Raw genomic sequence first — 14,444 nt, forward strand, 5'->3', positions numbered from 1 at the left:
CTCTGGATGGATTCGAGGTGCGTCGCCCTTCCTCCTGTCTAAAAAAATGACGGGAAATCATGATTCGGTCTGTTCTTTTTCCGGAAATGAATTAGAATCTGAGAAGATGACGATGAAAATAATGAGAACTGGGTTTTCATTGCCAAAATTAGGGGACAACTATATAAGAGAGAAAGAACACGGAGGAAACTATCATGAACCTAGCCCCGAAAGAAACACCAAAGACAGACAGGACGTTCTTCAAGATGCCCCATACATACGCGATCATCATGGCGATCCTCGTCCTGTCGCTGATCGCGACATACGTCTTGCCGGCCGGTCAGTTCGACCGCGACAAGATGGACGGGCAGACGGTCGTCGTCGACGGCACGTACAAGGCGGTCGAGTCGGCGCCGGTCGACTTCTTCGGCCTGTTCCAGGCGATCCCGAAAGGCATGGAGGCAGGCGCAGCCATCATCTTCTACATCTTCCTCGTCGGCGGCGTCTTCGGTATCATCCGCAAGACGGGCGCGATCGAGTCCGGCATCAGCCAGTTGATCAACCGGTTCGGCCAGAAGGGACACATCATGATCCCGGCGACGATGTTCCTGTTCTCGATCGCGGGCGCGACGATCGGGCTGGCGGAGGAGACGATCATCTTCGTCCCGATCGGCATCATGCTCGCACGGGCGCTCGGCTATGACGCGATGACGGGTGCGGCCATCGTCAGCCTCGGTGCAGCCGTCGGTTTCGCCGGCGGGATGCTCAACCCGTTCACGGTCGGCGTCGCCCAGTCGATCGCGGAGGTACCGCTCTTCAGCGGACTCGGCTACCGGACGGCGGTCTATCTCGTCTTCCTTGCCGTGACGATCGCCTACGTCTGGCGCTATGCGTCGCGCGTCAAGAAGGACCCGACGAAGAGTCTCGTCCATGACCTGGAGCAGCATCGGCATACGCAGACCGTCGAGTTCGAGAAGTTCACGAAGCGGCATGCGTTCGTCCTGCTCGTCCTCGTCGGCGGAATCACGCTCAACGTCATCGGCATATTCGAGTGGGGCTGGTACCTGACCGAGCTGACGGCTTCGTTCCTGATCATCGGCCTCGTCGCAGGCCTCGCCAGCCTTGGTGTCAATAAGACGTTCGACAGCCTGATCGACGGGGCGAAGGCCGTCACGTTCGGCGCGCTGATCGTCGGGTTCGCCCGTGCGATCGTCGTCATCCTTGAGGAAGGGCGCGTCATCGACACGGTCATCTACGGTCTGTCGGAGGCAGTCGGTCATCTGCCGACGTCACTCGCCGTCATCGGGATGTATGCCGTCCAGCTGATCACGAACTTCTTCATCCCGTCCGGCAGCGGACAGGCCGCGACGACGATGCCGATCATGGCACCTCTGTCCGACCTGCTCGGGATCGAGCGTCAGGTCGCGGTCCTCGCCTTCCAGTACGGTGACGGGCTGACGAACATGGTCTTCCCGACGAGCGCCCACCTGATGGCGTTCCTCGCGATCGCCGGCATCCCGTACGAGCGCTGGCTCCGCTTCGTCGGCAAGCTGTTCGCGATCTGGATCGTGCTCGCTTGCTGCGCCTTGTTGCTCGCTGTCATGCTCGGCATCAAATGATTCCTGCACGGTCTTCGCTTGTCGAAGACCTTTTTTGTTTCGTGTGAAAGGCAGGAACATGCGGGTGATGATTCGAATCTAAGATATTCAAGCTGTGTGCTGAAGGGGGAAGAAGGATGACATATTCAATCGTCGGTTATTGTGAGAAGGAGAAGGAATGGGGCGTCGCCGTCCAGTCGAAGTTCCTCGCGGTCGGGAGCGCCGTCCCGTTCGCCGTCGCAGGCGTCGGCGCCGTCGCGACCCAGTCGTTCGCGAACACGACGTACGGACCGGAGGCGTTCCGCCTGATCCGGGAAGGCAAGTCGGCTGAAGAGGTGATCAAGCTTTTGACCGACGCGGACACGGGACGCGCCGAGCGACAGGTCGGGATCATCGACGCGGAGGGGCGGAGTGCGACCTACACCGGAGCGAACTGCTCTGACTGGGCCGGGGGGATTGCCGGCAAGCACTTCGCCGCGCAAGGGAACATCCTGGTCAGTGCCGAGACGGTCGAGGCGATGGCAAGGACGTTCGAAGCGACGGACGGACCGCTCGCGGAGCGCCTGCTCAAAGCGCTCGCCGCAGGGCAGGAGGCGGGCGGTGACGCACGCGGGATGCAGTCGGCTGCCTTGCTCGTCGTCAAGGAGAAGGGCGGATACGGCGGGTTCAACGACCGGTTCGTCGACTTACGCGTCGACGACCACCCGAGTCCGATCGGGGAGCTTGAGCGGATCTATGCGTTGCACGAGCTGTACCTGCAGCCGAGCCGTGAGGACGAGATCATCCCGATCGACGATGAGCTCGAGCAGGAGATCGCAGAGAAGATCGGACAGCTCGGCTACACGGGGGCGACGTTCGACGATGCGCTCCGGAGCTATCTGCATACCGAGAACTTCGAGATGCGGGAGCATGACCGGAAGATCGATTCACGTGTCCTCGCGTACTTGCGCGGGCAATAATAACGACGAAAGAGCGATCACCCGCGCGGGCGATCGCTCTTCTTGTTGTCAACCTTGCGTCGGACGTTCCGTCTTCGCTGCCCGGATCGCCGTCTTGAAGCCCTGTGCGACGAACCGTTCGAGCGCCGGTTCGGACGTCGCGTTCAGGCCGATCATCCCGTCGCCCTTGAGCGAGACGTTCGCGAGGCGGACCGATTCGATGGCGGGACCGATCGTGATGCCGTGCTTCGCCGAGTTCTCGATCTGGACGTGGTCGAGGCAGACGTGATCCGCCCGGTTGTCGCCGCCGAAGACACGGATATCGCATTTCGCCGTACGGAATCCGTTCATCCGGACGTGGCTGAGCGTCACGTTCCGTGCCTTGTACTGGATGCCGATGACCGGCTCGTCCCGGTAGTCGTAGTCCGGGTCGCCGACGACGGTGAAGTCGTGGACGACGACGTTGCGATAAGCGGAGACGATCAGGGCACGCGGTTTCGAGTTCGCATAGAGCGGCGTGTACTGCGGCGCGATCGAGACGAGGCGCGTCGCGATGATGTTGTAGGCCGTCTGCGACGTCGGATCGGTCGCATGGTGGTGACCGATGTGACGGAAGTTGAACGAGCGGTGGTCACCGGCCGACAGATGACCGACGATCTTGACGGTCGAGGCGGCGGACGACGTCGCGTGCGCCTTGACCTCGATGCCGCCGAAGCAGCGTGCCGTCGCGTTGTTGAAGAGCCAGACGTCACGTGACCCGTCGTCGATTTCGATCCCGTTCGAGTTCGAGAAACCGCTCTTGTGGGCGCGTCCGGACGGATCGTGCATGTAACAGTTCGAGATGTAGAGATGGTCGCTGTGGTGGGTCGTGATGCCGTCGTCGCCGAAGCCGTAGCCGGTCAGGCCGTCGAACCAGACGAACGAGCTGCTGCCGGCAGCGCGTGCCCCGTCCCCGTTGTAGTTGTAGAACGGCGTCGTCACGTCGAATCCGTGCAACCCAGGATTGCGTGCCTCGACGTCGAAGGCGAAACCGAACGTGACGCGGGCGTATGTCAGGCAGCTCGAGTGCGTCCCCCAGGTGCAAGATTTCTTCGCCTCGCCGAGCCGTTCGACGTTCCAGTCGAGCGTCAGCTTCTCGACGAGCAGATGGCTGTTGCCGAGCGTATAGCTGTCGTTCGTGATCAGGCGCCGACCCTTCGGTGTATCGGAGTGGAACGTGATGATCGTCTTGCCTTTGCCGGCACCGGTCAGGATCGACCAGCTCGGCAGGCGGATGCCGCGGACGACATAGACGCCTTCCGGGACGATGACCTGCCGATGGCCGTCGCCGAGCGCGTCCTTGAAGGCGAGCGTGTCGTCGGTCACGCCGTCTCCCTTCGCACCGAAGTCGCGGACGTCGACCGTCTCGACGTGTCCGCGCAACTGCTCGAGCGCGTACTTGAGACGCCCGAACCAGCTCGGCCGGACAAGATCGTCCGCGCCGACGAAGGCGGGCGTGAAGGGCAGGATGTGCTTCGAACGGTCGGTCAGGAAGAGCGGCGAGATCTTCGCGCGCAGGATGCGTCCGAGCGTCTGGTCGCGCAGCGGCTCGACCCAGGCGCTTTTTTGCATGATCGCCTCGGCCGCGGTGATCGCCTCGCGATTGCTCGCGCTCTCGACGTGTTCCGCGATCAGGCGGGCGTTGTCTTTCGGGTCATGGTGTGGATCTAAGGTAAGCATACGAACAACTCCTTTGAAGACTACTTGTCCTTACCTTTGTTCCCGTGCGTGTCCTCATTCAAGCGGGATTTTCCGTTTTCTTCGCGGTTCTTACGCAATGTTGGGGAATAAATTCGGGTGAACCCCTCGACAGAATCTGTTGATATATCGATATATGTTTTAGGATGGATGATGTAAGACCTTGATCCGCAAGAGTCTGAAACTGGCCCGCCCATACATGGTACGCTTGACCAACTTCAGCCGGTTGACGTGACCTTCGACAAGACCGTTGCTTTCGGGATTTTCACAGGCGTTCTTGATTCCTTCCGCTTCTTTGAGTAGTCGCCGGACGAACCGGATCGTAAACCGGTCCTTGCGTTCGAACTCTGACGTCAACAGGGCGAGCATACCTGGTCCGTCCTTGTGTCGGATCGACTCGCGAAAGCTGTGGACGAAACAAAAGACTGGCCGGAGTTCCGGGAAGCGGACCAAGAGCTTGTCGACGACCTCCCTGCGCTCGGGAGCGTCTCCCATGTGCCATTTCCATAGGTATCCGAGTGCGCGCCTCCGGGAAAAGAACGGCGGCTCTGGATAGCGGGATACGTTTCGACGGTCGCGCCGTATCGCTTCCACGACCAGCCGGACGGCCCTGGATGCGGCTGTGTATCCTTCACTCCTCACAGTCTCAAGGATTTGCTGCACCGTGAGGTGCTTTTCCTCCAGTTCGATGATGCGCCCCTTCCACTGTTGGACCTCGTGCGTCCTGCTCCTCCTGCCCCATATGATTGGCGCTTCACGATGGATGTCATTGTATACGGTGTTCCGGCTGATCGCCAGACGGCGAGCGATCGAGGCAATCGATTCACCCTCTGCCCTCGCCTTCTTGATTTCCAACGCCCGATGCCACGTCGGATGGTCCCATCTCTTCCGTTCGGCCTCGTCCTGCTGCGTGATCGTCTCTGACTGTTCCTCCTCATCCAAGAAGATCTTGTTCGGCAGGATGGACGCGACCGCCGTTTCATACAGTTTCCAAAGGTTCTGGACCAGATGGAAACGGTCGAGGACGTCGACGACGGGATGCGATGTCAGACGGACCGCCTCCGCATAAGGCAGGAAGCGGTCGCGGGACACCAAGGTGATTCGTGGCTGAGCGTCGAGCCATTCCAATACGGCCTCCGTGTCACGCGAGGGCAATAGGTCGATCGGCCGGCCCGTCCTCAGGTCGCAGATGATCGTTCCGTACGTGTGTCCCCGTCGTAGCGAGAAGTCATCGATTCCGACGAAAGGGGCTGGCCGACTCGTCGACGCCTGTCTTGTAGACCAGACGGAGCACGGCGTCGTGGCTTATCCTGATGCCGAACTGTGAACAGACCCGCTCGGTCTGTAGGGCGCTCATCGAAAAAGCGAGCGCACGTATCTGTGAGTCCAGACGGGAACTCCGGCGGTTGTAGGACGGGAGCCACTCGAGTCGCTCGGCGAACACGGATTGGGCGCATCCTTTCTCGTCACAGAACCATTTCGGCAACGCAAGACGGACAGAGACTGGCATCGCTCCCTCCGGGACGTCCATCCAGGTCCGGGTGTACAGACTATGACGTCTCGAGGAATGGCAGCCACATCGCGGACATGATGCACCGTTGCTCGACAGCCGAGCTTCAACACGGATCTGGCTTTCTTCCATGACAACCGATGTGACCGACAGTCTTTCATCCAACCTTTTCAGGATGTCATCCATTGTCTTCACGACCTTTTCCCTGATTATACAACGATAACGGATGGTCGACACCTTCACCTAACACGCGTAAGAACCTCTTCGCCTTGACGATCAGGAAGGACGGCTTCCGCAGCTCGCGCGCGATTCGCGGCATCTGCATGATCGCCTCTTCCGACGGGACCGGTTCCTCGACCGCCTCGAGCGTCCATCCTGCGTTCAGGAAGGGGCGGAGCAGGCTCGAGAACGTCCGGTGAAAGGTGACGACGCCGTCGACGAACCAGCGCGACTCACGGCGCCCTTCTTCCTGATAGTCGTCGAACGCGTAGTGGTCCGTTCCATCCGCCTCCTTCACCCAGTAGCGGCGTTGCTTGTCTGCGACCGTCAACGGGTGTTCGATCGAGAAGAGGAGCTCTCCGCCCGGCTTCAGCCGTTCACGGATCGATGCGATCAAGCCGGTATAGTCCTCGATATAATGAAAGGCGAGCGAGCTGACGACGAGGTCATACGATTCTTCGAGTGACGCGATGTCCTCAAGGGCAAGCCGCTCGAACGACAACTCCGGATAGCGTTTCTGCGCGAGCGCTAACATCTTCTCCGACAAATCGATTCCGTGGGTCGTCGCGCCACGCGCGGTCAGATAGGCGGACAGGTCGCCCGCGCCGCAGCCGGCGTCGAGCACCGTCTTCCCGGCCAGGTCTGGCAGAAGTGCGCGAAGGGCCGGCTGCTCGAGCAGCACGTTGTAGTTGTGCGCCTGTTCGCGCAGTGCCTTATATCCGGAGAAGAACTCCGGATCATCATAGATATTCTGTTTCATGGCCGTACCTCCCGGTGACTTTTGTATGCATCAACGGTATCATTCGAAGGGAAAGACGACAATCGGAAAGATGGTCGACAGAAAATGACTTCAGGAGGGATCGAGATGGAGAGATTTCGTGCGTACGTGGTTCGGGAAGAGGACGGGAATTTCACGGGACGGATCGAGGAGAAGGACCGTTCGGAGCTACCGGAGGGGGATGTGCTGATCAAGGTCCGCTATTCGTCCGTCAACTACAAGGATGCCTTGTCCGCGTCGGGCAACAAGGCCGTGACGCGGAACTATCCGCACACGCCGGGCGTCGATGCGGCCGGTATGGTCGTCGAATCAAGGGACGATCGTTTTTCGCCCGGTCAGACGGTCGTCGTCAACGGGTTCGACTTCGGGATGAACACGTCGGGCGGGTTTCAGGAATACATCCGCGTCCCGGCCGACTGGGTGACGCCGTTGCCGTCGACGCTGTCTGCGCGCGAGGCGATGATCCTCGGGACGGCAGGACTGACGGCGGCCCAGTCTGTCGATGAGCTGCTCAAGAAGATCGCGCCAAAGGATGGACCGGTCCTCGTCACAGGGGCGACGGGTGGCGTCGGCAGCGTCGCCGTCGCATTGCTCCACCGGATCGGCTTCACCGTCCACGCGGTCTCCGGCAAGCAGGAGGCGGCGGATTGGCTGAAGGGACTGGGGGCTGAGACCGTCCTTTCGCGCGACGAGCTGCTTGACGATTCCGGTCGTCCGCTGCTCAAGAGCGAGTATGCAGGAGTCATCGACACGGTCGGCGGCCCGTTGCTCGCGTCCGCCCTCAAGCGTGTCCGATATGGCGGCGTCGTCACGGCTTGCGGAAACGTTGGCGGAGCTGAGTTCACGGCGACGGTCTACCCGTTCATCCTGCGCGGCGTCAGCTTGATCGGCATCGACTCCGTCCAGCAGCCGATCGCGTACCGGGAACGCCTCTTCAAGTTGCTCGGCCAGGAATGGCGTCTGCCGAAGCTCGACGAGATGGCGGAGGTCCGTCCGCTCGACGCTTTGCCGGAAGTCGTCGGACAGTTGCTCGCTGGGACGCATCGCGGGAGAACTGTCATCGCTTTTTAGGAAATAAGGAAGTGTCGCCATGTTAGAATGGTGGAAAAGCATGGCGAGGGGGAATCAACATGAAAGAAGAACATCAACAGACTCAGGCCGAGAATGAACGCGTCTCGCGCCACGAACGCCGGCGCCAGAAGCGCAGTAGACGCCTGCTCGGAGCAGGAGGCGTACTCGCTGCCGCTCTGATCGTCTCCGGCTGGACATATCTCGTCCAGACGAACGACGACAGCCCGGAAAAGGCGACGACGAGCGTCGAGAAGCCGATTGAGCAGGCAGAGGAACCGAAGGCGAAAGAAAAAGAGAAGAAGCCTGAGGCGAAGAAGGAAGAGAAAAAGGAAAAGCCTGAGATCGAACAGGCGGCCTGGGTGAAGCGGCCGTTCGCGAACGTCTTCGCATCAGCGTCAGGCGGGCAGGTCGTCTACAAGGCGGACCTCGGAGACGTCTATCAGGTGCTCGAGACGGAAGACGGAATGGTCCACCTTCAGCTGACCGATGCCATCGACGGCTGGATGCCGGAATCGGACGTGTCGCTCGACGCGCCGAAGGGAGCGAGCGACGAGGAGCTGCTCGGCGCGCTCGCGGCGGCGATTCCGAGCCAACCGATCGAGCAGCCGGAGCAATACCTCGGCAAACCGGTCGCGGAGTTTGAGGCGAAGTACGGAAAGCTCGGCAACACACAACAGGATGCGGTCAACACGTACTACTTCTCGAACGCGGGCTACCTGCTCGTCGTCTCGGACGGAGTCGTCGAGGCGATCGACTGGATGAACGTCCCCGGCGCGCAAGGAGCGCTTCAAGCGCTCGACGCGGCGGTCGAGACGGAGTACGGGACGTGGTACGAGGGGGAGAAGCTGCAACTGAAAGCCTTCCCTGACAACGGGTCGACACGGGTCCGTCTCGCGCGTGATCCCGGGAAATAATCAGGATACACCTCTTTCGAGCTGCAGCTCAAGGAGGTGTTTTTTCGTCCGATAACGGGAACTAGCAGTAGGGAAAGGGGAGATTCGAATGGTGAAGAAAGTACCGTACGACAAGCTGAAGAAGACGAAGCAGATCGAACTGCGGCACTACCCGGAGATCACGATCGCGAAGACGGCGAGTCTCGAGGCACGTGACGACCAGGCGTTCCGCCGTCTGTTCGGCTACATCAACAAGGGGAATGCCGAGCAGAAGAAAATCAAGATGACGGCCCCCGTGCTGCACCTGAATCACGGGACGGCGAACAAGGAGATGGCATTCGTCCTGCCGAAGCTCGACTCGGTCCCGGCGCCGACCGACGGACACGTCCGGATCGAAGCGGTTCCCGCCCATGACTACGCCGTCCTGTCGTTCAAGGGACGGGCGACGAAGGAACGGCTCGAGCGGAAGAAGCGGACGCTTTTGAAACGGCTCGAGAAGACGGGTTTCGTCCCGGTCGGCGAGGCGGAATATGCCTTCTACAACGGTCCTGCCGTACCGCCGATGCTGCGGAAGAACGAGGTCCGCGTCAAAATCCGCGAGTGAACGACAAGACACCCCCGAGGCCATAGGCTTCGGGGGTGTCTGCTCTTGGGAGAGAATTCTGCTTAGTATACGCCGACCGCGTCGAACGACTTAGCTGCCGCTGTCGCTTCCGCGCTCGTCGAGCCATAGAGGTCCTTCGCCGACTGGACGACCGCCGCACGGAGCGAGCTGAAGTTTGAGTTCGGTGTCAGGTAGACGTTGAGCGCACGGTAGTAGATCGCACCGAGTTTCGGTACTCCGATTCCAGTGACGCTCACGCTGTAATGCGTGCCGCCGTTACCGAGGAGGTAAGCGGCTTTGTTGACGATACCGGAGTTGATGTGGACACCGCCGTTATCCTGCGTTCCTGTGTAGCGTTTCGAGTAGTGGTCCGGATCGCCGTAAGCTGCCGGATCCGACATCGAACGCAGACCGTCGCCGCTCGTGCCAGGTGTGTAGATGTCTTCCCCTACGAGCCAGTCGAAGTTCGAGCCGACCGAGTACTCAGCGACCGTACCGAGGATGTCTGAGACCGCTTCGTTGATCGCGCCTGACTCGTTCTGATAGACGAGGCCAGCCGTGTATTCCGTGACTGCATGCGTCAACTCGTGAGCGACGACGTCAAGTCCGCCGGAGAGGTACGTGAATTGCGTGCCGTCACCGTCACCGTAGACCATCTGCGTGCCGTCCCAGAACGCGTTGTTGTAGCGCGTGCTGTAATGGACCGTCGAGTGGAGTGCCGCGCCTGCGTTGTCGTAACTGTTCCGTCCGTATGTGTTCTTATAGAAGTCGTACGTCTTCGAAGCATTGACGTGCGCACTGACCGCTGCGCGGTCATACGTAGCGTTGAGCGCATTGTCCGCATCTGCCCAGAGCGAGCCCGGCAGAGTCGTCCGGTTCTTCGCGTCATACGTGAAGACACCTTTTCCGCGCGTCGAATCCTGCAGGTAGTAGTAGCCGTTCGAGCTGCTCTTCGTCGTGTTGAACGTCACGCTGCGTCCGAGGACGTCCGTCCCGGATCCGACATATGTCGTGCCTGCGATCGTCGTGACCGGCTTCGCATGGTTGAGCTGGTCGAACTTGTTGAGGACCTTGCCTGAGTTCGCATCGATGAATGCTACCCAGCGCGACGGTGTCTCGCCGTGTGCCGTCGATGTCACCTGATAAGCGTAGACCGCGTCGTCTCCGTCAGGGAAGATGACGAGCTCTGCGCGAGGCGCCACCTCGAATTCTGTCTCCTTGATCTCCGCCTTGTACAGCTCGATCGCCTTCTTCTCGGAGAGTGTCGGCTTCTTTGCGAGACCCGGCTTACCTTTGACGTCCACTGCATCGTCGACGACAGCCTTCAAGCTCCCGTCCTTCGCGACGTGTCCGATGACGACGCTGCCGAACACAGGCACACCGTCTACATGTTGTTGGAGGCGAACGATGCTGGATGTACCATCCTTCTCGATTCCCTTGACCGAAAACTCACCTTTTTGTTTGACGTATCCTTTGACGACCGTGGCTGCCGGCTCGTTAGAAGCAGGAGTCAGCTTGCCGCTTTTGACCTCTTCTGCACCGACGAGCGATGGAACGACGAGCACGCTTGCGACGAGCGATGTTGCCAAGAACTTTTTCAAATAAATCGCCTCCTTGATTGGGTTGAGTCTAACTATGCCAAAGGAGGCGGGTAGTGAACATGAGTCAATCGACTTATTTAGAAAATTCTGATAATTAGGGACAAAGTACTGGAAGTAAATTGTTTTTGTTGCGAAGCATGCGCCCGGGAACGAAATAAATCCCTGCTCAGCTTAGCGGCTGAGCAGGGATCACAGTTCATGACAATCTTTGATAGAGATGATGTCCATCGTCGTGCGTCTCGTCGATCTTGAAGTCGACCGGATCGAGTGCTAGCCCTTCGCGTTCGGCAAACTGCTGCATGTTTGCGAACGTCTTCCAGATGTCTGTCTCGGGACCGGCGTGCTTGACGAAGAGATAACGTCCCTCTGGAACTTCATGTCCCTTCATTCCTTTCGGGACGGAATCGAGCGAAGCGACAGGCAGTCCGACGCACTGGGTATAGGTCGTCCCCCGTCTGCTGAGGGCGATGTCCATCGGACGCGCCTCGGGGAGCGCAGGGATTTCTCCTGAACGGCGCGAGAATTCCCGCCACAGCTCCGGCATGAGGAAATGAAGCTCATTCTCCTCACAAGTCAACGTCAGCCCGATGGTGTTGAAACTTTCCCGTTCGACGATTTCAGGTTCCACTTCGGTTCCTCCTTCGGCTTCATGAGTTCAAGGAATATCTGCAGATAATAGGGATCCCATTGCGTCCCTTTTCCTGCCTCGAGGATCGAGAGTGCCTTTTCGGCGGGCATCCCCTTGCGGTAAGGACGGTCAGACGTCATCGCGTCGTAGGCGTCGGCGATCGCCATGATCCGTCCGAAGAGCGGGATCGATTCGCCGGCGAGACCTTCCGGATACCCTTTTCCGTCATATCTTTCGTGGTGATACTTTACCCCGGGAATGATTCCTTGTAACGTTTCCGGCAGCTCGATCTGCTCGAGGATGTGCACCCCGATCACGGGATGCTCCTTGATCCGGTCGAACTCGACGTCGGTCAGACGCCCTTCCTTGAGCAGGACGTCGTCGCGTATCCCGATTTTTCCGATGTCGTGGAGCAGCGCGGATTTGCGAATCAGGTCGAGCTCGCCTGAAGCAATGCCGGCCGCACGGGCAATCCGGACCGTGTACTCCGCCACGCGCTGGGAGTGCCCGGCCGTATACGGGTCACGTGCGTCGAGCGTCGCCGCGAACAGGGTGAACAGCGCGTCGAGCAGCTGTGCGTTCTCGGCATCGCGTCCTTTGATGCTGTCGACCATGTGGTTGAAGCCTTTGACGAGATGAAAGAACTCGTCCGAATAGGGGTTGTCCATCAGTTCGATCCGGCCGGCCTCGATGTTCTCGACGCTCGTCTGCAGAGCGCTGATCGGCTTCTTGATGTTCTCATACAGAAGAAGGCTGCAGAACGTCGCGACACCGAGGATGACGACGAGGATGAGTGCTGCCCAGCTCCAGTACGAGCGGATGCCTTCGTTTTCCGACAATTGGATGCCAGAGGCGAGGCTGAACAGGAAGATCGGGAAGACACCGATGATCAGCGTGCTGATCAACATCTTTTGACGCAGGCTGATCATGTCGTCCTCGTTCAGCGCGGGCTGTCTACCGTGAAGGACGACAGCCTGGTCGTTCAGGTGGGCGAGCAGCGGACCGGTCACCCGGTACGTCAGGAAGAACTCGATCAGCGCATGGAGGATCGCGATCAACACGGCGCCGAAGCAGGCGAACCCGATCAGACGATAGGGCAGGTCGAGGAGACCGGCGCGTATCGCGAAGAAGGACAGGAGTGACGCCGGGACCGACAGTCCGAACAGATGCGGACCGAGTATCCGCTTGATCGTCAGGAACGGGAAGCGGTGAACGGTACGGTAGGCCGCTTCGATCATCCGGAAGTCCGGTGCCTCCGACGCGCAAGCACGCGCGACCGGGCGGATGTGGCGCCGGTAGACGGAATATTCGAGTGTCAGCATGAGCATCCCGGAGACGCCCATGATCGCAAGCAGGACGAGCGTCTCGCGAAGCGACAGATCGAGCGTCTCGAAGATGAACAGCGATCCGACGCCGAACACGGCGAAGAGGGAACCGAGTATGTAGTTGTTGATGAGTTGGCGTTCCACGAGTTGGAAGACCGGCATGAGATCACTTCCTTGCTCTCTGAGGATGGTGGATGAAAAGCGCCCCTTCGAATGAAGGGGCACACAAAGTCAGATTTGGTCGAGCGAGGCTGCGGCTTCGTTCAGGTGAAGTGTGCTCGTCGACAGTCGTTCGGTCGAATGCGTCAACTGATGGACCGTCTGATCGATCGCATCCGTCCGTTTTGCTGACAGGGCGGACTTCGACTTCGTGACCTCGGCGAACTGGACGATCGCGTCGAGCTGCGACGTCAAGTCACGCATCGACTGAGCCGTCTCGTTGATCCGACCGCTGACCGTGTCGAGCTCACGCCGGACCGCCTGCTGGGAAGTCTGGATGCGCTGGACGAGGTCGTCTACACGGTCGGTCGATCGTTTAGTCTCATCCGCGAGCACCTTGACCTCGGTCGCGACGACCGCGAAACCGCGTCCTGCTTCACCGGCACGAGCCGCTTCGATCGAGGCGTTCAACGACAGCATGTTCGTCTGATCGGCAATGCCCTTGACGATCGTCGTCACGTCCGTGATCTCGTTGATGACCTGGCTGAGTTCTTCCGTCTGAGTCAGAAGACTCGAGACGCGCTCGACCGTCTCGGCGAGCTTCTGCATCTCGGCCTGTGTCGCACTGCTGCTCTTCGTCGCCTGGCTGAGCATCGTCTCGGACTCGGAGACGAGTTCGACAGAATCGTTCTTGAACGTCCGGACCGTCGAAGCCAATTCCTCGAAGCGGGCGAGCGTCTCTTGCGAGAAGGCGGCGAGATCATTGGTGTTCTTTCCGATCTGCTGCTGGACGGCGCGGCGGACCGTCAATTCCGCCTCGGCGCGTTGCGCATCCATCACCTGTGCGTAACGGTCGAGGACGAGTTGTGCCTCGAAGTTCATCACCTTCCGCAGGGCCGTCAGCGTTTGCTGAAGGGACACGCCTGACTGGACGTTGAAGACGGCGTCACGAAGGACGGCCTCGAGTGCCTGGAATCCGGCGAGATAAAGGTGCGACGGGAGTCCGATGCGGACGTGACTCATCGCGACCCTTTGTCTGCCCGCGACATAGTTCGAATCGATCGTCCCGGAGAACATCGTCTCGACATGGCGTGCGAGCGTCTGTGTGAGCGATTTCGTATCCCCGTGCTGACGGATGATCTGAGCCGTCTCACGTGATTTCGAGATGGCGGCGTAGAAGGCCTCGGCTGCCTGAGGCATGTGGCCAGCGATATCTGGCCAGATGGCGACGAGGTGTGCGAGGTCCTCCTCTGTCAGGTCGATCATGTCCGCTTGTTCCTTCTCGCTTCCTGTCAAATCAAGACGTGTCTTGATGGCAGGGCGTTCTGCCGATTCTGTTGGCTTACGTTTGAAAAACATGGCGATTCCTCCAATTGAGTTAACTCGAATTCGTACTATCTTGTT

Annotated in this window: 13 protein-coding genes; 5 read left to right on the forward strand and 8 right to left on the reverse strand. The window is 59.7% G+C overall.

The window, feature by feature from the left end; translation table 11 throughout:
• Positions 1-194: 194 nt before the first annotated feature.
• Positions 195-1,598 carry a YfcC family protein gene (locus DFG60_RS12370; RefSeq protein WP_114572091.1) on the forward strand — a complete coding sequence of 468 codons (1,404 nt, stop codon included), beginning with the start codon at positions 195-197 and terminating at the stop codon, positions 1,596-1,598.
• A 116-nt stretch (positions 1,599-1,714) separates the two neighbouring features.
• Entirely contained in the window at positions 1,715-2,536 is an 822-nt protein-coding gene (locus DFG60_RS12375) for a DUF1028 domain-containing protein (RefSeq protein ID WP_114572092.1), read from the forward strand.
• A gap of 48 nt (positions 2,537-2,584) precedes the next feature.
• On the opposite strand, the gene DFG60_RS12380 is transcribed toward DFG60_RS12375, so the two are convergent.
• The 4 genes from DFG60_RS12380 to DFG60_RS12395 all read right to left on the reverse strand — a co-directional run bounded on the left by DFG60_RS12380 (position 2,585) and on the right by DFG60_RS12395 (position 6,741).
• The gene (locus DFG60_RS12380; protein ID WP_114572093.1) at positions 2,585-4,234 is read right to left on the reverse strand and encodes a glycosyl hydrolase family 28-related protein; all 1,650 of its coding nucleotides are present in this window, start codon (positions 4,232-4,234) and stop codon (positions 2,585-2,587) included.
• 159 nt (positions 4,235-4,393) lie between these two features.
• Positions 4,394-5,488 (reverse strand): transposase, encoded by a 1,095-nt coding sequence (locus DFG60_RS12385; protein WP_332871689.1) that lies wholly within the window; start codon positions 5,486-5,488, stop codon positions 4,394-4,396.
• Entirely contained in the window at positions 5,481-5,948 is a 468-nt protein-coding gene (locus DFG60_RS12390; RefSeq protein ID WP_114572095.1) for a transposase family protein, read from the reverse strand. Before DFG60_RS12390 ends, DFG60_RS12385 begins: the two co-directional genes overlap by 8 nt.
• Positions 5,941-6,741, reverse strand: coding sequence for a class I SAM-dependent methyltransferase (locus tag DFG60_RS12395; protein ID WP_114572096.1), 801 nt, complete (start codon positions 6,739-6,741; stop codon positions 5,941-5,943). The genes DFG60_RS12390 and DFG60_RS12395 overlap by 8 nt, the downstream gene beginning before the upstream one ends.
• A gap of 105 nt (positions 6,742-6,846) precedes the next feature.
• On the opposite strand from DFG60_RS12395, the gene DFG60_RS12400 reads away from it, so the two are divergent.
• From DFG60_RS12400 to DFG60_RS12410, 3 genes are all read left to right on the forward strand, one after another.
• A complete protein-coding gene (locus tag DFG60_RS12400; protein WP_114572097.1) occupies positions 6,847-7,830 on the forward strand; it encodes a YhdH/YhfP family quinone oxidoreductase in 984 nt (327 codons plus the stop codon).
• A gap of 59 nt (positions 7,831-7,889) precedes the next feature.
• Positions 7,890-8,744 (forward strand): hypothetical protein, encoded by an 855-nt coding sequence (locus DFG60_RS12405; protein WP_114572098.1) that lies wholly within the window; start codon positions 7,890-7,892, stop codon positions 8,742-8,744.
• An 88-nt stretch (positions 8,745-8,832) separates the two neighbouring features.
• A complete protein-coding gene (locus tag DFG60_RS12410) occupies positions 8,833-9,327 on the forward strand; it encodes an SOUL family heme-binding protein (RefSeq protein ID WP_114572099.1) in 495 nt (164 codons plus the stop codon).
• Between the two features lie 62 nt (positions 9,328-9,389).
• Here DFG60_RS12410 and DFG60_RS12415 read toward each other — a convergent pair whose 3' ends face one another.
• The 4 genes from DFG60_RS12415 to DFG60_RS12430 form a co-directional block, all read right to left on the reverse strand.
• Positions 9,390-10,928 carry a M4 family metallopeptidase gene (locus DFG60_RS12415; RefSeq protein WP_114572100.1) on the reverse strand — a complete coding sequence of 513 codons (1,539 nt, stop codon included), beginning with the start codon at positions 10,926-10,928 and terminating at the stop codon, positions 9,390-9,392.
• A 196-nt stretch (positions 10,929-11,124) separates the two neighbouring features.
• Entirely contained in the window at positions 11,125-11,556 is a 432-nt protein-coding gene (locus tag DFG60_RS12420) for a GyrI-like domain-containing protein (protein WP_114572101.1), read from the reverse strand.
• Positions 11,508-13,043, reverse strand: coding sequence for an HD-GYP domain-containing protein (locus tag DFG60_RS12425; RefSeq protein WP_114572102.1), 1,536 nt, complete (start codon positions 13,041-13,043; stop codon positions 11,508-11,510). The genes DFG60_RS12420 and DFG60_RS12425 overlap by 49 nt, the downstream gene beginning before the upstream one ends.
• A 69-nt stretch (positions 13,044-13,112) precedes the next feature.
• On the reverse strand, positions 13,113-14,399 hold the full coding sequence (locus DFG60_RS12430) for a globin-coupled sensor protein (protein ID WP_114572103.1): 1,287 nt from the start codon (positions 14,397-14,399) through the stop codon (positions 13,113-13,115).
• Positions 14,400-14,444: the final 45 nt, after the last annotated feature.

The sequence above is a fragment of the Exiguobacterium flavidum genome (genome assembly GCF_003344535.1).
GTDB classification, from domain to species: domain Bacteria; phylum Bacillota; class Bacilli; order Exiguobacteriales; family Exiguobacteriaceae; genus Exiguobacterium_A; species Exiguobacterium_A flavidum.